This is a genomic window from Streptomyces sp. NPDC001903 (genome assembly GCF_042891345.1).
Taxonomy (GTDB): Bacteria; Actinomycetota; Actinomycetes; order Streptomycetales; family Streptomycetaceae; genus Streptomyces.
On record NZ_JBIASZ010000011.1, the window covers coordinates 146,999 to 167,112 of the forward strand.

Annotated in this window: 20 protein-coding genes; 16 read left to right on the forward strand and 4 right to left on the reverse strand. The window is 72.5% G+C overall.

All coding sequences use genetic code 11. The features are described from left to right. Window positions 1-41 precede the first annotated feature (41 nt). The 3 genes from ACFYZS_RS24325 to ACFYZS_RS24335 all read left to right on the forward strand — a co-directional run bounded on the left by ACFYZS_RS24325 (window position 42) and on the right by ACFYZS_RS24335 (window position 2,241). Window positions 42-257 (forward strand): DUF4287 domain-containing protein, encoded by a 216-nt coding sequence (locus tag ACFYZS_RS24325; protein ID WP_229344221.1) that lies wholly within the window; start codon window positions 42-44, stop codon window positions 255-257. Between the two features lie 78 nt (window positions 258-335). After that, on the forward strand, window positions 336-1,178 hold the full coding sequence (locus ACFYZS_RS24330; RefSeq protein WP_389016235.1) for an NAD(P)H-binding protein: 843 nt from the start codon (window positions 336-338) through the stop codon (window positions 1,176-1,178). 34 nt (window positions 1,179-1,212) lie between these two features. Next, window positions 1,213-2,241, forward strand: a complete 1,029-nt coding sequence (locus ACFYZS_RS24335) for an AraC family transcriptional regulator (RefSeq protein WP_389016238.1) — start codon at window positions 1,213-1,215, stop codon at window positions 2,239-2,241. Here ACFYZS_RS24335 and ACFYZS_RS24340 read toward each other — a convergent pair. Then, the gene (locus ACFYZS_RS24340) at window positions 2,238-2,717 is read right to left on the reverse strand and encodes a GNAT family N-acetyltransferase (RefSeq protein WP_389016241.1); all 480 of its coding nucleotides are present in this window, start codon (window positions 2,715-2,717) and stop codon (window positions 2,238-2,240) included. The two genes, ACFYZS_RS24335 and ACFYZS_RS24340, sit on opposite strands and share 4 nt — an antisense overlap. A gap of 83 nt (window positions 2,718-2,800) precedes the next feature. Between ACFYZS_RS24340 and ACFYZS_RS24345 the strand changes: the two genes are divergently transcribed. Continuing rightward, window positions 2,801-3,331 (forward strand): anthrone oxygenase family protein, encoded by a 531-nt coding sequence (locus tag ACFYZS_RS24345; protein ID WP_389016244.1) that lies wholly within the window; start codon window positions 2,801-2,803, stop codon window positions 3,329-3,331. Between the two features lie 21 nt (window positions 3,332-3,352). On the opposite strand, the gene ACFYZS_RS24350 is transcribed toward ACFYZS_RS24345, so the two are convergent. Continuing rightward, window positions 3,353-3,847 carry a DUF1772 domain-containing protein gene (locus tag ACFYZS_RS24350; protein ID WP_389016246.1) on the reverse strand — a complete coding sequence of 165 codons (495 nt, stop codon included), beginning with the start codon at window positions 3,845-3,847 and terminating at the stop codon, window positions 3,353-3,355. Window positions 3,848-3,978: 131 nt separating this feature from the next. Here ACFYZS_RS24350 and gdhA point away from each other — a divergent pair, with 131 nt between their 5' ends. The 10 genes from gdhA (at window position 3,979) to ACFYZS_RS24400 (ending at window position 15,875) form a co-directional block, all read left to right on the forward strand. Continuing rightward, on the forward strand, window positions 3,979-5,385 hold the full coding sequence (gene gdhA / locus ACFYZS_RS24355) for an NADP-specific glutamate dehydrogenase (protein ID WP_389016249.1): 1,407 nt from the start codon (window positions 3,979-3,981) through the stop codon (window positions 5,383-5,385). A 130-nt stretch (window positions 5,386-5,515) separates the two neighbouring features. Then, a complete protein-coding gene (locus tag ACFYZS_RS24360) occupies window positions 5,516-6,868 on the forward strand; it encodes an AMP-binding protein (RefSeq protein ID WP_389016462.1) in 1,353 nt (450 codons plus the stop codon). Between the two features lie 251 nt (window positions 6,869-7,119). Beyond that, window positions 7,120-7,638, forward strand: coding sequence for a hypothetical protein (locus tag ACFYZS_RS24365; RefSeq protein WP_389016252.1), 519 nt, complete (start codon window positions 7,120-7,122; stop codon window positions 7,636-7,638). A gap of 88 nt (window positions 7,639-7,726) precedes the next feature. Beyond that, window positions 7,727-8,569 (forward strand): DUF4097 domain-containing protein, encoded by an 843-nt coding sequence (locus ACFYZS_RS24370; RefSeq protein WP_389016255.1) that lies wholly within the window; start codon window positions 7,727-7,729, stop codon window positions 8,567-8,569. 59 nt (window positions 8,570-8,628) lie between these two features. Next, the gene (locus ACFYZS_RS24375; protein WP_389016258.1) at window positions 8,629-9,630 is read left to right on the forward strand and encodes an ATP-binding cassette domain-containing protein; all 1,002 of its coding nucleotides are present in this window, start codon (window positions 8,629-8,631) and stop codon (window positions 9,628-9,630) included. Then, entirely contained in the window at window positions 9,627-10,415 is a 789-nt protein-coding gene (locus ACFYZS_RS24380) for an ABC transporter permease (RefSeq protein ID WP_389016260.1), read from the forward strand. Before ACFYZS_RS24375 ends, ACFYZS_RS24380 begins: the two co-directional genes overlap by 4 nt. 607 nt (window positions 10,416-11,022) lie before the next feature. Beyond that, window positions 11,023-12,135, forward strand: coding sequence for a bifunctional DNA primase/polymerase (locus ACFYZS_RS24385; protein ID WP_389016263.1), 1,113 nt, complete (start codon window positions 11,023-11,025; stop codon window positions 12,133-12,135). A gap of 41 nt (window positions 12,136-12,176) precedes the next feature. After that, on the forward strand, window positions 12,177-13,778 hold the full coding sequence (locus ACFYZS_RS24390) for a phage/plasmid primase, P4 family (RefSeq protein WP_389016266.1): 1,602 nt from the start codon (window positions 12,177-12,179) through the stop codon (window positions 13,776-13,778). Beyond that, complete coding sequence (locus ACFYZS_RS24395; protein ID WP_366106031.1) at window positions 13,775-14,164, forward strand: DUF6009 family protein; 390 nt, start codon at window positions 13,775-13,777, stop codon at window positions 14,162-14,164. The genes ACFYZS_RS24390 and ACFYZS_RS24395 overlap by 4 nt, the downstream gene beginning before the upstream one ends. Window positions 14,165-14,369: 205 nt before the next feature. Further along, entirely contained in the window at window positions 14,370-15,875 is a 1,506-nt protein-coding gene (locus ACFYZS_RS24400; protein WP_389016269.1) for an FAD-dependent monooxygenase, read from the forward strand. A 119-nt stretch (window positions 15,876-15,994) separates the two neighbouring features. On the opposite strand, the gene ACFYZS_RS24405 is transcribed toward ACFYZS_RS24400, so the two are convergent. Continuing rightward, window positions 15,995-16,663, reverse strand: coding sequence for a ScbR family autoregulator-binding transcription factor (locus ACFYZS_RS24405; protein ID WP_389016271.1), 669 nt, complete (start codon window positions 16,661-16,663; stop codon window positions 15,995-15,997). Between the two features lie 133 nt (window positions 16,664-16,796). Here ACFYZS_RS24405 and ACFYZS_RS24410 point away from each other — a divergent pair, with 133 nt between their 5' ends. After that, window positions 16,797-17,642 (forward strand): SDR family oxidoreductase, encoded by an 846-nt coding sequence (locus ACFYZS_RS24410; RefSeq protein WP_389016274.1) that lies wholly within the window; start codon window positions 16,797-16,799, stop codon window positions 17,640-17,642. Window positions 17,643-17,684: 42 nt separating this feature from the next. On the opposite strand, the gene ACFYZS_RS24415 is transcribed toward ACFYZS_RS24410, so the two are convergent. Continuing rightward, a complete protein-coding gene (locus ACFYZS_RS24415; RefSeq protein WP_389016277.1) occupies window positions 17,685-18,554 on the reverse strand; it encodes a ScbA/BarX family gamma-butyrolactone biosynthesis protein in 870 nt (289 codons plus the stop codon). A gap of 565 nt (window positions 18,555-19,119) precedes the next feature. Between ACFYZS_RS24415 and ACFYZS_RS24420 the strand changes: the two genes are divergently transcribed. Then, window positions 19,120-19,812, forward strand: a complete 693-nt coding sequence (locus ACFYZS_RS24420) for a ScbR family autoregulator-binding transcription factor (protein ID WP_389016280.1) — start codon at window positions 19,120-19,122, stop codon at window positions 19,810-19,812. Window positions 19,813-20,114: the final 302 nt, after the last annotated feature.

Consider the following 20,114-nt stretch of genomic DNA (forward strand, 5'->3'; position numbering starts at 1 on the left):
TGTACGAGGACGACAGCCAGGATGACAGGAGAACCGCAGAGATGAGCGAGCCGGTGAAGGGCCCCGCCAGTTACTTCCCTTCGATCGAGAAGAAGTACGGGCGTCCCGTCGCGGAGTGGAAGGACCTGATCCGGTCCTCGCCGCTGAGCAAGCACATGGAGCTGGTCTCCTGGCTCAAGGCCGAGCACGGGATCGGGCACGGCCACGCCAACGCCCTCGTTGCGCACACCCTCGGTGAGGACGCCGGACGCGCCTGAGCGCCGCGTGGACGCTCGCGCATGCAGTTGAGCTTTTCGGCGATGTTGCGTCTCGTCGAGTCGGGCTTGACTTGAGCCATGACACAGACACAGGCACAGACGACGAAGGACAGCCGCCCCCTCACCCTCGTCATCGGGGGGAACGGCAAGACGGGGCGTCGCGTCGCGCAGAAGCTCCGCGCTCAGGGGCGTCCCGTGCGGATCGGGTCGCGGACCGGGACTCCCGCCTTCGACTGGAACGTCCCCGGGACCTGGGGGCCGGCGCTGGAGGGCGTCGACCGGGTGTACGTGACCTACTACCCGGACCTCGGGTTTCCCGGAGCCGCCGAGCAGGTCGGCGCGTTCGCGGAGCTGGCCGCGGCCGCCGGGGCGGGGCGGCTGGTGCTGCTGTCCGGGCGGGGCGAGGAGGCCGCTCGGCGTGCGGAGGAGAGCCTGAAGGCGTCCGGGGCCGACTGGACGGTGGTCAGGGCCAGCTGGTTCAACCAGAACTTCGACGAGGACTTCTTCCTGGAGCCCGTACGGTCCGGGGAGATCGCCCTGCCGACCGCGGACGCCGTCGAGGCCTTCGTCGACACCGACGACATCGCCGAGGTGGTGGTGGCCGCGCTGACCGACGACCGGCACGTCGGCCGGACGTACGAGCTGTCCGGGCCGCGGCTGATGAGCTTCTCCGACGTCGCCGCCGAGCTGTCGAAGGCGACGGGGCGCGAGATCACGTACGTGTCCGTCCGGGACGAGGAGTACCGGGCCGCGCTCCGCGCGAGCGGCCTGCCCGAGGAGTTCGCCGACCTGTTCGCGCAGATCCTCGACGGGCGCAACGCGCATCTCGTGCACGGGGTGGAGGAGGTGCTCGGCCGGAAGCCGAAGGACTTCGCCGACTACGCCCGCGAGGCGGCGGCGAGCGGTGTCTGGGAGGTTTGAGTTTCCGGCGCGCGGCCGGGGAGAGGATGGGGCCATGGACACGCTGACCGGCCTGCTCGAAGGCCCCAAGGCCCGGGGCGCCTTCCTCCTCAAGGCCGTCTACAACCCGCCCTGGGCGGTACGGATCGAGGACCGGGCCCCGCTGTCGGTGGCCACGATGGTGCACGGCTGGAGCTGGCTGCTGCCCGACGGCGGTGAGCCGGTACGGATCGGCCCGGGGGACGTGGCCGTCGTACGGGGGCCGGAGCCCTACACGATCGCCGACTCTCCGGGCACGCCGGTGCAGATCACCGTGGACCCGGACCAGCGGTGCAGCACCGTGGACGGCGAGGACGTCTCCGAGAGCATGGCGCTGGGCGTGCGTACGTGGGGCGCGGAGTTCCAGGAGCCCGGGTCGGCGGTGATGCTGAGCGGCACCTACCAGGCGCCGAGCGAGATCGGGCGCCGGCTGCTGGGCGCGCTGCCGACCGTCGTGGTCCGGCCTGCGGCGGCCGCGGACGCGACGCTGATCGGGCTGCTCGCCTCGGAGATCTCCCGGGACGAGCCGGGCCAGGAGCTCGTCCTGGACCGGCTGCTCGACCTGCTGCTGATCGGGGTGCTGCGCACGTGGCTCGCGGATCCGGGCTCGGGGGCCCCCGGCTGGTACCGGGCTCAGGGCGATCCGGTGGTCGGCCGGGCGCTGCGGCTGCTGCACGAGAACCCGGCCCACGGCTGGACGGTGGAGGAGCTCGCGCACAAGGCCGGGGTCTCGCGGGCCTCGCTGGCGCGGCGGTTCACGGAGCTGGTGGGGGAGCCGCCGATGGCGTACCTGACGGGGTGGCGGCTGGCGCTGGCGGCCGACCTGCTGCGGGAGCCCGACGCCACGGTGGCGACGGTGGCGCGGCGGGTGGGGTACGGGTCGGCGTTCGCGCTGTCGACGGCGTTCAAGCGGGTGCGGGGGGTGAGCCCGCAGGAGTTCCGTACGGGGGCGGCGGCCGCGCCGATGGTCCGACCGGAGGCCGCCGGGCCCGCCCGCACGGTGGTCCTGCCCGATCCGAAGGCCACGGCCCAGGCCACCGCCTAGGCCGGCGGCAGGTCCAGTACGCCCACGGTCTGGCCGCCGCTCGACTCGCCGGTGAGCCGGAAGCCCAGGCCCAGGTAGAACGGCTCGGGCGTGCCGGCGCCGGGCTCCCAGGTGACGTACGCGCGGTCGGCGCCGCGGTGGCGGAGCTCGGCGGTGACGGCCTGGACGGCGAAGCGGCCGTAGCCCTTGGCCTGGTGGGCCGCGGAGACGTTCAGGCGCCAGATGCCCGAGCGGATGTCGCAGGGGTCGCGCTCCGGGTTCCAGGCGATGTCGACGAAGGCCATGACGAAGCCGACGACCTCGTCCCCGTCGACGACGGCGCGCGGCCAGGCGGTGTCCCCGTGGACGTAGGCCTCGGCGAGGGACTTGACGACGGGGGAGACGAGATGGGCCTGGTCGGGGCGTACCTGTACCGCGCACACCGCGTCGAAGTTGGCGGCGGTGACCGGCTCCAGGCGGAGTGCGGAGGTGCTCATGGCCGCACCCTAACCGAGGGTGTGTCCGGCGCCGACAGCGGATGTTTCGGGATCGGATCGGCAGCAGTGGAAGGGAGCTTCACATGCAGGGGAACATCGCCGCCGGTGGCGGCAGTCGGATCGCGGCCGTCCTGCTCTCGGTCTCGACCGTGCTCGTGGGCCTGATGGCGGGCCTGTTCTTCGCCTTCGACGTCTCGGTGATGCCGGGGCTGGCGCGGGGCGACGAGCGGACGTACGTCACCGCGATGCAGAACATCAACTCCGTCATCGACGGGAACGCCCTGTTCGGCACCGTCTTCGTGGTGGCGCTGCTCGCCGCCGTCGCCTCGGCGGCCGTGGAACTGCGCGCGGGCCGGCGCGGGGTCGCGGTGTGGGCGGGGGCGGCGGCCGTGCTGTACCTCGTCGTCCTGGTGGTCACCTTCACCGTGAACATCCCGCTGAACAACGAGCTCGCGGCCGCGGGCGAGGCGGCCCGGCTGACCGACTTCGCGATCGTGGACCGGTTCAAGGGGACCTGGGTCGCCACGAACATCGTGCGTACGGTGTGCAGTACGGCGGCGCTGATCTCCCTCGTGCGCGCGCTGGTCCTGTACGGGCGGGCCACGGCCCGGTGAAGTGCCGCCGCCGGGGCCCCGTCAGAGGCGGCCGCTGAGGACCAGGGCCCAGGCCAGGCAGCCGACGGCGACCGTGCACAGCAGCGTCCGCCAGCGGTTGGCCGCCGCCCAGCGGGACTCGAAGGCCTGGCGGACGGCGGCCGGGTCGGGGATGCGCTCGACGGGGCCGGCCCGGTCGAGGGCGTTGTTGAGGGGGATGTTGACCCGGCCCGTGACGCCCAGCTGGACGGCGTACGCGAGGAGTGCGGCGATCAGCGGCGGCGCCACGGAGCCCCCGCCGGAGACGAGGTGCAGGACCAGGGCGAGGGCCGTCAGCAGCAGGGAGCCGAGGAAGGCGGTCATGAACAGGCCGTTGATGATGGCGACGTTGACGCGCTGCATCACCTGGATGAGGGTCCGGTCGTCCGAGCGCCGCAGCGCCGGCATGACCGAGGTGTCGAAGGCGAAGAACAGGCCCGCCATCAGGGCCGTGGTGATGGTCGCGGCGATGAGTGCGGCGAGTCGTGCGACGTCCACGTCCGGTTCCCCTTGCTGATCGTCGGCTGTGCGGCTTGCGGTCGTTCACGGGTCGTCGAATCGTCTCGGAAAGTGTGCGTCCGCGACAACTCCGCTCGGAAACGACCGGTATTCGCGGACCTGCTGGCACCATGCAGGCACCTGCCGTCGTCTACGCACCGCGCACTCCCTGGAGGACACACGTGAAGGACTCGAAGGACAGGCTGGAAGCACTGCGGGCCGAGATCGAGCGGCGCAACCCCGCTCAGCCGGAGTTCCACCAGGCGGTGCGGGAGGTCCTGGAGACCCTGGCGCCCGTCTTCGCCGCCCGCCCCGAGTACGCGGATCCGGCGGTGGCGCTGGTGGAGCGGCTGACGGAGCCGGAGCGGCAGATCGTCTTCCGGGTGCCGTGGCAGGACGACCGCGGCCGGGTCCACGTCAACCGCGGCTACCGCGTCGAGTTCAACAGCGCGCTGGGCCCGTACAAGGGCGGCCTGCGCTTCCACCCCTCGGTGGACATCGGCGTGGTGAAGTTCCTGGGCTTCGAGCAGATCTTCAAGAACGCGCTGACGGGGCTGGGCATCGGCGGCGGCAAGGGCGGCAGCGACTTCGACCCGCGCGGCCGCTCGGACGCCGAGGTCATGCGGTTCTGCCAGTCGTTCATGACCGAGCTGCACCGGCACATCGGCGAGCACACCGACGTGCCCGCGGGCGACATCGGTGTCGGCGGCCGCGAGATCGGCTACCTGTTCGGCCAGTACCGGCGCATCACCAACCGCTGGGAGGCGGGCGTCCTCACCGGCAAGGGGGCCGGCTGGGGCGGCTCCGCGATCCGGCCGCAGGCCACCGGCTACGGCAGCGTCCTGTTCGCCGCCGAGATGCTGAAGGTGCGCGGCGAGTCGCTGGACGGGCTGTCCGCGGTGGTCTCCGGCTCGGGCAACGTCGCGCTGTACACGATCGAGAAGCTCCAGCAGCTCGGCGCGAACCCGCTGACCTGCTCGGACTCCCACGGCTACGTCGTCGACGACAAGGGCATCGACCTCGCACTGCTCAAGCAGGTCAAGGAGGTCGAGCGCGGCCGGGTGAGCGAGTACGCGCAGCGGCGCGGCTCCTCGGCGCGGTACGTGCAGGGCGGACGGGTCTGGGAGGTCCCGGCGGACGTGGCCTTCCCCTCCGCCACGCAGAACGAGCTCGACGGCCAGGACGCCCGTACGCTCGTCTCGAACGGGATCAAGGCGGTCTCCGAGGGCGCCAACATGCCGACCACCCCGCAGGCCGTACGGATCCTGCAGGAGGCCGGGGTCGCGTTCGGGCCCGGCAAGGCCGCCAACGCGGGCGGGGTCGCCGTCAGCGCCCTGGAGATGAGCCAGAACGCCGCCCGCATCGCGTGGAGCGCGCAGCGCGTCGAGGACGAGCTCGCGGGCATCATGCGCTCGATCCACGCGGTCGCGCATGAGACCGCCGAGCGGTACGGGGCCCCGGGCGACTACGTGACGGGCGCCAACATCGCCGGCTTCGAGCGGGTCGCCGACGCGATGCTCGCCCAGGGCGTCATCTGAGCGCCCGGCCGAAACGCGGGCGGGGGGTGCGGGGCTTCGGCCCCGGCCCCGCTGCTCGAGCCCCTGTGGAGCCGGCGGGCCGTAGCCTGGGCCCGAGCTGGCCGGAGTGAACACCGAGGGGGACGTGACCGTGCTGACGGCGTTGGGCGGGGTGTACGGGGACAGGGCGGACGCGGTCTCCGTCGCGGGGCGGACCGCCTCGTACGAGGAACTGCTGGGCGCGGCCCGGGCGGTGGCCGCCGATGTGGCCGGGGCGAAGTCCTTCGCGATGACCGCGACGGCCTCCCTGGAGACGGTCGCCGCCGCGGTCGGCGGGCTGCTGGCCGGGGTGCCGTTCGTACCGCTGCCGCCCGACGCCGGGCCCGCCGAGCGCGAGCACATCCTGCGGGACTCCGGGGCCGAGGTCGTGGACGTGGACTTCGCCCGGCGCTCCGACTGGAGCGGGCCCGCCGCCGCGCCCGAGGACCCGGCGCTGGTGCTGTACACCTCCGGGACCACGGGCGCGCCCAAGGGCGTGGTGCTGACCGGTGCGGCGCTCGCCGCCGACCTGGACGCGCTGGCCGGAGCCTGGCAGTGGAGCGCCGAGGACACCCTCGTGCACGGGCTGCCGCTCTTCCACGTGCACGGCCTCGTACTCGGCGTGCTCGGGGCCCTGCGCACCGGCAGCCGCCTCGTCCACACCGGGCGCCCGACGCCCGAGGCCTACGCGGAGGCGGGCGGCAGCCTGTACTTCGGGGTGCCGACCGTGTGGTCCCGCGTCGCCGCCGACGCGGAGGCCGCGGGCGCGCTGTCCGGGGCCCGGCTGCTGGTGTCGGGGAGCGCGGCGCTGCCCGCGCCCGTGTTCCGGGACCTGGAGCGGCTGACCGGGCTGCGGCCGGTGGAGCGGTACGGGATGACGGAGACGCTCATCACCGTCAGCGGGCGGGCGGGCGGCGAGGTCCGGCCCGGTACGGTCGGCACCCCGCTGCCGGGGATCCGTACCCGGATCGCGGCCGAGCCGGGTGCCGAGATCGGCGAACTCCAGCTGACCGGGCCGACCTTGTTCGCCGGGTACCTGGGCCGGCCGGAGGCCACGGCGGCCGCGTACACGGAGGACGGGTGGTTCCGTACGGGCGACATCGCGGCCGTCGACGCGGCGGACGGGGTGCACCGGATCGTGGGGCGGGCCTCCATCGACATGATCAAGACGGGTGGGTACCGGGTCGGCGCCGGGGAGATCGAGAACGCGCTGCTGGACCACCCCGGGGTGAGCGAGGCGGCGGTGGTGGGGGTGCCGGACGCGGACCTGGGGCAGCGGATCGTGGCGTTCGTGGTGGCGGAGGGGGTGACGGGGGCGGAGCTCACGGACTTCGTCGCCGCGTACCTGTCCGTGCACAAGCGGCCGCGCGAGGTGCGGTTCGTGGCGGCGATCCCGCGCAACGCGATGGGCAAGCCGCAGAAGAAGCTGCTGCTGACGGGGGAGTACGACCCGCAGGCCGGCTGACCGCGTGACGCCGGTGGCACCACCTGGTGCCACATGGCACCGCATGGCGTCGCGTGACGCCAAATAGCGCCAAGTGGTGCCAGGCGGTGCCATGCGGCACCGTCGAGGGGGTCCGAGTGCGTGTGGCGCCATCCTGATTCAGTGGATTTCTCTTACATTTCCGCAGGTGGGGCGGGGTTACGCCGGATCGGCGCCGCAAGTGGTGCCATGAAGGCTTGCGTGTGGCGCCATTGTGGTGCCATCATTGAGCCATGGACCTCACGCCTTATGTCGACAACCTTCGCCGCGAACTCGCGGTGGCCGCCGAAGCCGGTGGGGAAGACGCACGGAAGCTGGCCGAGCGGCTCACGGCCCCTCTGGAGTCGGCGACCCGGCTGACCATGCTCAACGTGCTCTCCGCCGCGATGGACGAGATCACCCGCGAGCTCGCCCCCGGCTCGGTCGACGTACGGCTGCGCGGACTCGACCCCGACTTCGTGGTGATGCTGCCGCCCGCCGAGAGGGCCGCCCCCGCGGAGCCGGCCGCGCCCTTCGAGCCCCTCCCGACCCCGGTCGCGGCCGAAGGCGACGAGGGCGGCACCGCCCGCGTCAACCTGCGCCTGCCGGCCCACCTCAAGGCGCGCGCCGAGGAGGCCGCGAACCGCGAGGGCCTGTCGGTCAACGCCTGGCTGGTGCGGGCCGTGTCGGCGGCGGTCGACGGCGGAAGCCGGCCGCGGCCGGCGGAGAAGATCCAGAGCATCGGACAGAGCATCACCGGCTGGGTGCGCTAGCCCGGCCCGCGCAAGGCAACACCCGCACCGCCCGCAGGACATCACCCGCACCGCTTCAACCCCACAGACCCAAGAGGACGGGACAGCCATGCCTTCTTTCGACACCCCCGAACCGATCTCGGCCACGGCGCGCGTGGAGGCCGGTTCCATCCAGTTCGTCGCCGGCGACCGCCCCGACACCGTCGTCGAGGTGAACCCCCGCGACCCGAAGAAGGACCTGGACGTGCGGACGGCCGAGCAGACCGAGATCGGGTACTCGGGCGGCGTACTGACCGTCAGGACGCCCAAGTCCAACATGTTCGGCCGCACCGGCGTCGTCGACGTGACGGTCGAACTGCCCACCGGCTCGCGCATCGACATGACCGGCGCCTGGACCCAGGTGCTCGGCGAGGGACGGCTCGGCGAGGTCCGCGTGAAGACCTCCTCCGGCGACGTCCGCCTCGACACCACCGGGCCGCTGCACCTCAAGGCCTCGCACGGGTCCATCACCGTCGACCGGGTCGAGGGCGCGGCCGAGATCACCACCAGCTCCGGCAGCCTGCGCGTCGGCTTCGTCGACGGGCCCGCCGTCCTGAAGAACTCGCACGGCACCACCACCGTCGGCGCGGCCACCGGCGAGCTGCGGGTGAGCGGCGCCAACGGCGACATCGAGATCCGGCGCGCCGAGGACTCGGTCACCGCCACCACCGCCCACGGCACCCTGCGCGTCGGCGAAGTGGCCCGTGGCACCGTCCAGTTGGAGACCTCGTACGGCGCCATCGAGATCGGCGTCCGCGAGGGCACGGCGGCCTGGCTCGACGTCAGCTCGACCTCCGGACACGTGCGGAACGCGCTCACCCCCTCCGAGACCCCCGAAGGGACCGAGGAGACCGTCCGGGTCCACGCCCGCACCCGGCACGGCAACATCGACGTCCGCCGCGCGAAGGCCTGAGCGCCACCCGCCGAACGGCTCCGTCCCCCACCCGCTCCAGCCTTCGAATGGAGGGCCCCATGCCTTCTTCTGTCATGCCCACGCCAAGGCGCTCGGACGGTCACACGTCGCCCGCCGCCGTCTCCGCCACCGGTCTGCGCAAGTCGTACGGTGACAAGACCGTGCTCGACGGGGTCGATCTGCACATCCCGGCCGGGTCCGTGTTCGCACTGCTCGGGCCCAACGGCGCCGGCAAGACCACCGTCGTGAAGATCCTGTCCACCCTCATCAGGGCCGACGGGGGCCAGGCCCGCGTCGCGGGCCACGACATCGCCTCGTCGCCGGACGGGGTGCGCGCCGCGATCGGCGTCACCGGGCAGTTCTCCGCCGTCGACGGGCTGATCACCGGCGAGGAGAACATGCTCCTCATGGCGGACCTGCACCACCTCTCCCGCAGCGAGGGGCGGCGCGTCGCCGCCGAACTGCTGGAGCGCTTCGACCTGGTGGAGGCGGCCAAGAAGCCCGCCTCCACGTACTCCGGCGGCATGAAGCGCCGCCTCGACATCGCCATGACGCTGGTCGGCGACCCGCGGATCATCTTCCTCGACGAGCCGACCACCGGCCTCGACCCGCGCAGCCGCCACAACATGTGGCAGATCATCCGCGAGCTGGTCACGGGGGGCGTCACCGTCTTCCTCACCACGCAGTACCTGGAGGAGGCGGACGAGCTCGCCGACCGCATCGCCGTGCTCCACGACGGCAGGATCGCCGCCGAGGGCACCGCGGAGGAGCTGAAGCGGCTGATCCCCGGCGGGCACGTCCGGCTCCGCTTCTCCGACCCCGCCGCCTACCGGAACGCCGCCGTGGCACTGCGCGAGGTCACCAGGGACGACGAGGCGCTGTCGCTTCGGATCCCCAGTGACGGCAGCCAGCGCGAGCTGCGCTCCCTCCTCGACCGGCTCGCCTCCGCCGGCATCGAGGCGGACGAGCTGACCGTGCACACCCCCGACCTCGACGACGTGTTCTTCGCCCTGACGGGCGGCACCGACCGGACCGACCAGCCCAAGGAGAACGCCCGATGAGCCCGCTCGCCCTCGCCGTCCGCGACTCGTCCACGATGCTGCGCCGCAACCTGCTGCACGCGCGCCGCTACCCGTCCATGACCCTGAACCTGCTGCTGACGCCGATCATGATGCTGCTGCTCTTCGTCTACGTCTTCGGAGACGTGATGAGCGCCGGCATGGGCGGCGGGGCCGACCGCTCCGCGTACGTCGCCTACCTCGTGCCCGGCCTGCTGCTGATGACCATCGGCTCCACCACCATCGGCACCGCGGTGTCCGTCTCCAACGACATGACCGAGGGCATCATCGCCCGCTTCCGGACGATGGCGATCCACCGCGGCTCGGTGCTCGTCGGGCACGTGGTCGGCAGCGTGCTGCAGTCGGTGGTCAGCGTGGTCCTGGTGGGGGCCGTGGGCGTGGCCATCGGCTTCCGCTCCGCGGACGCCACGGCCCTGGAGTGGCTCGCGGCGTTCGGACTGCTCGCGGGGTTCTCCCTCGCGCTCACCTGGATCGCGGTGGGGATGGGCATGATCAGCCCGAACGCCGAGGCGGCCAGCAACAACGCGCTGCCGCTGATCTTCCTCCCGCTCATCTCCAGCGCCTTCGTCCCGGTCGACGCGATGCCCGGCTGGTTCCAGCCGATCGCCGAGTACCAGCCGTTCACGCCGGCGATCGAGACCCTGCGCGGGCTGCTGCTCGGCACCGAGATCGGCATCAACGGGTGGCTCGCGCTCGGCTGGTGCCTGGCGCTCTCCGTACTCGGCTACTTCTGGTCGAAGTCGGTCTTCGACCGCGACCCGAAGTAGCCGGGACGAGGGCCCGGAACAACGGCCCGGAACGCGGACCCGGGCCCCCTCCCGAACCCCGCCCCCCCCCGAGGGCGGCGTACTCCGACACCACGTCGGGGTGCGCCGCCCTCTTCGCGTCGTTCAGTCGCTGCTCGCTTCCCGCCGGAGCCGGGGTGCAGCGCGGCTCGAGAGGGCCCGGAGAGCGGGGGTCCGGGGGCAGCGACTGGGGGAAAGCGACTGAGCGACTCTTCGGTCGCTCGGAAGGCGGGAGGAAAATCGCAGGTCAGGTGGGGTGAGCGGAGGAAACAGCGACTGAAGCGACTCAAGGTCCGGGTATATGGAGACATTGGCGTGCGCGTGCGCATGCGCGTGTGCGCGTCATATATAGGGGTCTTGAGTCGCTTCAGTCGCTGTTTTACCTTGCGCAGGGCTGTGACCTGGTGTTCTGTGAGCGACTCAACGAGCGACCGAACGGGGCTGAGTCGCTGTTCCTTCAGTCGCTCGGTCGCTGGGGCCGGGCGTGGACGCGTACATCTGTTCTGGCTCATATGCCTCTCGCCTCCCACCGGTTTCGCTAACCTGTTGTTGGGCGTTGAGTCGCTTCAGTCGCTGATGGGGGAAGTGAATGGCAGCTGAGCTGCGGGTTTCGCGCAGCGACCCAAAGCGGTTCGGGAGAGCCGCAGCGGTCGTGTCGCAGCCTCTGACGACTGCCACGTGGTGCGCGCGCCAGGGGTGGCCGGTTCACCCCCTTGCGCCGGGCCGCAAGACGCCCGTGGGCAACTGCGAGGCGTGCCGCGTTCCGGGCCACGACCGCGGCGCCTGCGACTGCCTGCGGGCGGGCCGCTGGTGCCACGGGTTCCACGCCGCCACGCTCGACTGCGAGCGGATCCGCCAGTGGTGGGGTGCCCGGCCCGATCTCGGGGTCGGCGTCGCCACCGGTCCGGCGGGTCTCGTCGTCATCGACATCGACGCGCACGGGGCGGAACTCCCCGGCCGCGAACGGCTGCTGCCCGGGATCCCGATCGCCGACACCGTCGACCTGACCGGGCTGGCCAACGGGTTCCACACCCTGGGCGTGCTGGCCGCCTTACGCGGTGCCACGAGCCCCGCGGACGACGAGACGACCCTGCGCGTACGAACCCCCTCCGGGGGCCTGCACGTCTGGTACCGCAACGAGGGCGGCCGCCGCTGGCAGTGCTCCGCCGGGTCGGGCGGCGGCCGGGCACTGGCCTGGCAGGTCGACGTACGGGCGCACGGCGGGTACATCGTGGCCCCCGGGACCGTGACCCCCGCGGGGGTCTACCGGCCGCTGGGGTCCGTACGCCATCCCGCGCCGCTTCCCGGCTGGCTGGCCGCGGAGCTGGAGCGCACCGGGCACCTGCCCGCGGAGGCCGCCCCCGGGCCCCGGCCCGTGCCGCCCCGCGCCCGGCAGGCCGTCATCGCGGCCGGAGGCGGACGCGCGGCGACGGACCGGGTCCTCGCGGGAGTGCTCGCCGAGGTCGCCGGCTGCGCCGCGATACCCGAAGGGGCGGCGTTCTCGGAGAAGTTGAACCGCGCCGCCTACACCGCCGGGGGGCTCGTCGCCGCCGGGCACGTCACCGAGGCCGAGGCGCTGCGGGCCCTGGAGGACGCGGCCGCACAGGCCCGCCCCGGCCAGGAGGGCCGCTGCCGCGCCATCATCCGCGGCGGGCTGAGCGCCGGCCTGGCGCGCCCGCTGGCCCTCCGAGGCCGCGTGTGAGGCCCCAGGCAAGGCCGCATGCGAGTCCGCAGGACGACAGCATGCCGGCCGGTTTCGACGGACGGCCCGACTTCGACGTACAGGCCGTCGCCGCGCAGATCCTCGCCCAGCCGCTGCCGGCGCCACGCGCCTCCCAGGAGTCCTTGGAATCCCTGGAGCCCGCCGGATACGCGACGGCCCGGGAGACGGCCGACAGCGGCCCGGGGCGGCCCCTGGAGCGGCTGGAGGCGGTGACGGAGGCGGTGGCGGACGGCGAGGCGACCGCCGACGGGCTGCTGCCCGACACGCTCACCGACCGCGGCAACGCCAAGCTGTTCGTCAAGCTCTACCGCAACGACTACCGGCACGTCCCCGGGATCGGCTGGTTCCGCTGGGACGGCACGCGCTGGCAGATCGACGAGGACGACACCGTCATGTGGTCCGCGGGCGACCTCGCGGAGTCCATCGCGACCACCGACCCGCGGGGCGTCTACACCCCGGCCGCGCTCCAGCAGCACCGCCGCCGCACGCTCAGCACCAGCGGCATGAACGCCATGCTCACCCAGGCGAAGTCCGCCCCGGGCATGGTGCTCAACGCCGCGCGCCTGGACGCCGATCCGTACGCGCTGTGCACGCCCGCCGGCGTCGTCGACCTGCGGACCGGGCACACCCGGCCCGCCGAGCCCACGAAGGACTTCCACTCCCGCTCCACCTCGGCGGCGCCGCAGCAGATGCCCACGCCGCGCTGGAACCGCTTCCTGACCGACACCTTCGGCGAGGGGCCGGAGGGCGCGGAGATGATCGACTTCCTCCAGCTGCTGCTCGGCTACTCCGTCACCGGGGACGTCGGCGCCCAGGTCATGCCGTTCCTGTTCGGCTCCGGCAAGAACGGCAAGTCCGTACTGCTGGACGTCCTGATGAAGCTGCTCGGGGACTACGCGGACGCCGCGCCCCCGGGCTTCTTGATGTCGCGCCCCTACGAGGGGCACCCGACCGACCTCGCCGAACTGCACGGCCGCCGCGTGATCGTGTGCAGCGAGGTCAAACCGGGCGACCGCTTCGACGAGGCCCGCGTCAAACTGCTCACGGGCGGCGACCGCATCAAGGCGCGCCGGATGCGCCAGGACTTCTTCAGCTTCGAGCCGACGCACAAGATGTGGCTGCTGGGCAACCACCGGCCCGAGGTCGGCACCGGCGGGTTCGCATTCTGGCGGCGCATGCGGCTGATCCCGTTCGAGCGGGTCGTCTCCGACGACCGCAAGATCGACAACCTGGCGGACGTGCTCGTCACCCAGGAGGGCCCCGGCATCCTCAACTGGCTCATCGACGGCGCCCGTCGCTACCTCGGCGGCGACCGGGACCTCACGGGGCCGGAGCGGGTCCGCATCGCGACGACGGCGTACGCGGAGACCGAGGACCACACCGGGCGCTTCATCGGCGAGACCTGCCGGCTGGAGGCCGATCTGAGGGCGGAACAGGCGCAGCTCTACGCGGCCTACAGGGGCTGGTGCCAGCATGAGGGAGCCCCGGCGATCTCTTCCCGGGCCTTCGCGGCGCGCGTGCGCGAGTCGGTGGGACTGGCCTCGCCGAAGGAAATGATCCTTTCCAACCAGCGCAAGTACTACCCGGGCATCGGCCTGCTCGCGGACGAGGAGACAGTGTGAGCGCCCTCATCGCAGAAGACGAGATCGTCCACGAGGTGGACCTCGTCTGGCTCGAGGACATCAGCCGGCTCGACTACGTCCGCCAGAGCCTGGACCGGCTGCCGACGCGGCGCGGGCGGCCCGCGTACCACCGCGACGGACGGATGGTCGGGTATGCGCTGCTGGGGCCGAAGGCGAAGCCCTCGCGCTCCTCCGGCACCTTCCGGCGCCGGGTGTTCTGGCTGCTGCCGCACGACCGGGACACCGCCCCCGAGGGGCTGTACGCCACCGGGGCGCCGGCCGAGGCCGTGGACGCCCGGACGCTGGCACCGGGCAACAAGGGGCACAAGACGGAGCGTTCGGAGGGCGGGCCGATGTCCTCGGCGGTGCGCGGGCTCCTTCCGTAGCCCCGGCGCGGCCCGCTGCGCGGCTCCCGGCTTCCCGCACGGATCCCTCCGTACGCCCTGATCGTTTCGTATGTCGTGTTTCCTCCGTACGACCTGCTCCCTCCGTACGCCTTCTTCCATGGAAAAGAAACGGGCCACCCGGTATATTTCCGTGCCTGAGGGGTCGTCATCGGGGAGGGGCACCGCGGTGCAGGGGGAACGTCGTATGCGGGCGCAGGTGGCGGTGGTCGGCGGGGGGCCCGTCGGGATGCTCGTGGCGGCCGAGTTGGCCGCCCACGGGATCGACACGGTGCTGCTCGAATCGCGGGCCGGGGTGTCCGACCGGCCCAAGGCGACCACGCTGCACGCCCGGGCCGTGCAGTGCCTGGCCCGGCGCGGCCATCTGCCCGCGCCCGCCGTCCCGTCCGGGGGAGGCCGGGACGGCCGGGCGAAGAGCCCCTTCCACTTCGCCGGGCTGCCCGGCCTGTTCATCACCGCGCCCGAGACCGAGCCGGAGCCGATCCTCAAGTGCCCCCAGGCCCTGCTGGAGCGGCAGTTCGAGGAGCGGGCCCGGGAGGCGGGCGCGCGGATCCTGCGCGAGCACCGGGTGACCGGGCTGGTCCAGGAGGCGGACGGGGTGCGGATCGCGGCCGAGGGGCCGCGGGGGCCGGCCGCGTACGACGTGGAGTACGTGGTGGGGGCGGACGGCGCGCGCAGTACGGTCCGGGGGCGGGCGGGCATCGGCTCCGACACCCACCCGGCCACGATCTCCGCGCTGATGGGCGCCGTCAGGCTCGCGGAACCGGACGCGCTGCCCGCGGGCTGGCACCGGACCCCGCGGGGCTGGATCGTGTCCAAGCGCGACGCCGAGGGCAGGACGCACATCCGCACGCTCAACTGCGCCGGGGCGCACGCCGACCGGCACCTCCCGCCCACCCTGGACGAGCTGCGCCGGGAGGTGTCCTGGATCGCCGGACGCGAGATCGCGATGGACGAGCCGTGCTGGCTGGGCCGGTTCAGCGATTTCTCCCGGCTGGCGCGGACCTTCCGCGCGGGGCGGGTCTTCCTGGTGGGGGACGCGGCGCACGTGCACTTCCCGATCGGCGGGCAGGGCCTGAGCACGGGGGTGCTCGACGCCCTCAACCTGGCCTGGAAGCTGGCGCTCGCGGTGCGCGGCGAGGCGGGCCCGGACCTGCTCGGCACGTACGACGCGGAGCGCAGGCCGGTCGCCCGGCGGGTCATCGAGAACACCCGGGCCCAGCTCGCGCTGATGCGGCCGGGGCCCGAGCTCGACGCCCTGCGCGGGGTGTTCTCGGGGCTGCTGGCGCAGGAGGGCGCGCAGGGACACCTCGGCGGACTCATCAGCGCGCAGGACACGGTGCTCCCGGCGGTGCTGCCGGAGCGCCAGGGGCGTTCCTGCCCGTCCGCAGGAACGTTTCTGCACAATGCCGTGCTGAGCACCCCGGCCGGGGAGACGGACGTCATCCGGCTGCTCCAGGGCGGCCGGCCGCTGCTGCTCCTCCTCGGCGAGAAGGGCGCGGGCCACCGCGAGGAGGCGCGGGGCTGGGAGGGGGTCCTGCGCGTGGTGCGCGCCCGGCCCACGCCCGACGTGCCGTACGAGGCCCTGCTCGTACGGCCCGACGGCTACATCGCGTGGGCGCCGGGGGGCGCGGAGCTGGGCGCCGTGCTGTCGGTGTACTTCGCCGGGGGCGCCCGTACGGGGTGTGCGTGACGGTGCCGGCGGCCGGGTCGGGCGGCGGCACCGGACCCGGCGGGTTTCCGGGGCCGGGCCGGTGCGATGCGGTGCGGTCGCCGGTCGCCGTACGACGACCGGCGGACGGCGGGCGCGGCTCAGCCCGCGGTCGCGAGCTCCAGCTCGTCCGCCGCCTTGCGGGCCTCGGCGTAGACCGCGGCTCCGCGGGTCTCGGCGAGGTCGAGCGAGGCGAGGACGGAGGGCACCACGACGCTGGGCATCAGGTGGCGCATCAGGGCGGACACCCTGGTCACCAGGTCGCCGTAGTCGCAGATGGCCTGGGACATGGACTGGATGCCGGCGAACGAGCCCACGATGACGTCCGCGGTCTCGGGCACCACGACGTGGGGCAGCAGCTCGCCCTGGGCCTGCGCCTTGTCGAGCAGCGCGCAGCCGACCTCGCCCCAGCGCAGGAACGGGCCGCTGCGGTCGAGGCCCTGGGCCAGCTGGTCCATCGAGAGGCGTACGCCGGCGCGCACCATCGGATCGGTCTGCAGGCGGTGGGCGTGCAGCATGACCACGTCCACGATCTCCTGCACCTTGGAGGCGCGGTCGGGGACCATGAGCTGCTGGTCCTGCTCGGCCAGGACGCCCTGGGCCAGGTCTTCCTTCGACTGGAAGTGGAAGTAGAGCGCTCCCTTCGTCACTCCGGCCTCGGCGAGGATCTGGGAGATGGTGGCGGCTTGGTAGCCGTGTTCCTCGAAGATCTTGGCCGCCGCGGAAAGGATTGCCTGCCGTGTGCGGATGGCCCGGACTTGCTCAGCCACTGTGCCTCCTCCCTTGCTCAGGGTTGTCGTCCCGTGCGGTTCACAAAAAAACCGCCCAGTTCGTATCTTACAGCGGGTGACCATCATCGGCCGCTGCCGACGGAAGAAGAAGTCACGTCAGGGAGGGAAGCCCATGATTCTCGTCACCGGTGCCACGGGGACCGTCGGGCGGGAAGTGCTCGGCCGGCTCCCCGCGGGCCTGGCGCTCCGTGTCATGGCCCGGGAGCCGGCACGTGTCACTCGCGCGCCCGCCGCGGCCGAGGTCGTCGGCGCGGACTACGGGGATCCGGGCTCGCTCGCGCGTGCGCTGGACGGGGTGAAGGCCGCCTTCCTGGTGACCAACCGCGTCGGGGACGACGACGAGCGCTTCGTACGGGCCGCGCTGTCGGCCGGGGTGCGCCATGTGGTGAAGCTGTCGGCGGCGGCCGTCACGGACCCGCGCGCCGATGACGTGATCACGCGGTGGCAGCGGGAGGCCGAGGACCTGCTCCGCGGCTGCGGGATGGACTGGACCCTGCTGCGCCCGCGCGCGTTCATGTCCAACGCCTTGTCCTGGGCGGGGTCCGTCCGGTCGGAGGGAGTGGTGCGCGCCCTGTACGGGGGGTCGGCCAACGCGTGTGTCGACCCGCGCGACATCGCGGAGGCGGCCGTACGCGCGCTGACCGAGGACGGGCACGCGGGCCGGGCGTACACGCTGACCGGGCCGCGGGCGATCAGCGCGGCGGAACAGACGGCCCAGCTCGCCGAGGTGCTGGGCCGCCCGCTGCGCTTCGAGGAACTCGGTCCCGAGCAGGCGCGCACCGCACTGGCCGCGCGCCATCCGCGCGACCTCGTCGAGGCGCTCCTGGCCGGTGCGGAGCGGCAGCGTGCGGGGGCGAAGGCAGGGGTGGACGGGACGGTTCCGGAGCTGCTGGGCCGTCCCGCGGGTACCTTCCGCGGGTGGGCGAAGGATCACCGGCGTGCCTTCTCCTCCCCGTGAGGGCGCATCGCGGGTCCGCTGCCGCCCGCCTGCCACCGCGCATCAGAGGCCGTGCTCACCTGCCGTCACGCTGGCTCTGAAGACGACGGCGCCGTCCTGGTACCCGGTCACCAGCACCGTCCGCTCGCCGGCGGGGCCGCGCTCGGGGAGGAGGTTCGCCTCGATCATGCAGGGGGCGTCCAGTTCGGCGTACCGCTTGAACTCGCCCGCGATGCCGAGCGGGAGGTAGGAGGAGCGCCCCAGCGCGGCGGCCGTCGCCTGCCGGGCCGCCTCGAGCAGCACCATGCCCGGTACGTGGTCCACCGCGTGCTCGAAGAGGATGGGGTGGCGCGTGTCCACGCGCAGCTGCCAGCGGTCGCGTTCGCCCGTGGGCGAGAGGACCACGTCCATGGGCGACATGCGGCCGACGCTCTGCGGGGCGGCCGGGCTGATGAGCGGGAGCTGGTACCAGTCGCCGCCGAGACTGTGGCTGCCGCGGACGCGCTCGTACACCCCTGGTGCCATGCAGGAGAACGAACCGCCCCCGGTGGCGACGACGTTCCCCTCGCGCCGCAGCACCGCCTCGAAGCGCAGACCCGACAGGTTCCTGCCGCGCCGCTTGACCTCCGTGCACACGACCTCGATGTCGAGTGCGGCGGGGGCCCAGCCCACCCGCAGGTGCTGCGGGCGTACGGCTATGTCGATGTCCCACACGATGAACTGGTGGCCCAGCGGGACGCCGAACTCCGCGTGGCCCAGGAGCATGCCGATCTGGCGGATCGTTTCGCAGCCGATCAGCGGATCGTGGTAGCCGTCCGCGACGGGTGTGAAGAAGCTGTGTCCGCGGGGCCACTGGGCGGTCAGCTCGAAGTGCGTGTCGTCCACGCGCTGCCAGTCGGTCAGGACGACCTCGGCGACGGAGGCTCGATGCACTAATTCCTTGGGCACGGTGAAGGTCAGGGACGGGAAGCGGAAGCCGCTCGGCTGGGCTGTGACAGCTGAGAAGCCCCCCGTTGGCTCGTCGTTGACCGTTGTGCGCTCAACTCGGAACGTGCTCGCAGACATTGCTCCCCCTGGGCTCCGCTGGCGAGAAGGGCTTGTTGCCTCTGGCTGGGAAAGATACATACCAACCGGTTTAATTTCTAGCGGTATCCGACCATCCGCTCGTACAAGCTGCGGACGATTTTCTTCCGAATAACACGTTTCCGCTGGTCGGGGCCACTCTTCTAGCCTCTGCCCCGCTCTAGTCACGGCGCGCCGGGCCCTTCGGAGGCCCCGAGGGGTCGAGTCCGGCCTAAGTGATCCTCGAGTTCGCTGATCAACGGTGTCCGAATGTCTTCGGTCGCTCGGCGTGTTCTTCGGCCAACTTCGGCTGACGCTATGCCGTGCGGGCCCTCTTTTCAAAAACCGCACAGACGGTTTGTTATAGTAGGGTCCGGAGTGAGCGGCCGCCTCGCGAAGCTCCGCGGCAAGCACCCGCCCGCCCGCTTTCGCGGGCGTGGCACCCCTCGCAGTGACGGAGCAGTCGATGGTCAAACAGGAACGCGCTGCGCGCACGCGCGAAACCCTGATCCGGTCCGCAGCCGAGACCTTCGATCGGGACGGCTTCTCGGTGGCCTCGCTGACCGCGATCAGTTCGCTGGCCGGGGTGAGCAACGGGGCGCTGCACTTCCACTTCCCCAGCAAGGCCGCACTGGCGAACGCCGTGGAGGAGTCGGCGCTGACCCGGCTGCTGGCCCTCATGGAGGACGCGGAAGGGGGTCCGGAAGGGGCGGCGGGGCGGGATGCGCTGCCGGCCGGGACGAGCCGTGTGCAGCTGCTCGTCGACGTCACCCACGGGCTCGCGGGAGCGCTGCGCGGCGATCCGGTGCTGCGGGCCGGGTTCTCGCTGAGCGGCGAGCTGTCCCGGCCGCGCCCGGGGGACCTGCGCGAACGCTGGCGCCGCTGGGTCGAGGAGACGCTGCAGCTGGCGGAGGTGGAAGGGGAGTTGCGCCCCGAGGCGGCGGCCGGGGACGTGGTGACGGCCGTGGTGGCGGCGACCGTGGGCTTCGAGGTGCTCGCCGTACGGGACGGGGCGTGGCTGTCGGCGGCGACGGTGACCCGGTTCTGGCGGCTGCTGCTGCCGACGCTCGTACCGGCGGACCGGCTCGCCGGTTTCGAGGCCGGCGGCACGAAGCGGCGGCCCGGGTAGTCGTCCGCGGTCCCAGTCCCTGCAGTCCCTGCAGTCCCTGCAGTCCCTGTGGTCCCGGTGGTCCCTGTGGTCCCTGTGGTCCCGGTGATCCGTGCACTGCTTCTCCTGTGCCCCGGCCCTTCGCGTACGAGCGCGGAGGGCCGGGGTGCGTTTGTTCACCTTGCCCGTACGAAGACTTAGCGGTTTGTTTTGCCAAATCTAGGGCTGTTCTGGAGGGGGTGCGGAGTGGGGCTGCAGCGGTCGGCGACCCCTGACGCTCCGACAACACCCCAGGTCAGAGCCGGAATTTGCGGGTTGGTTAG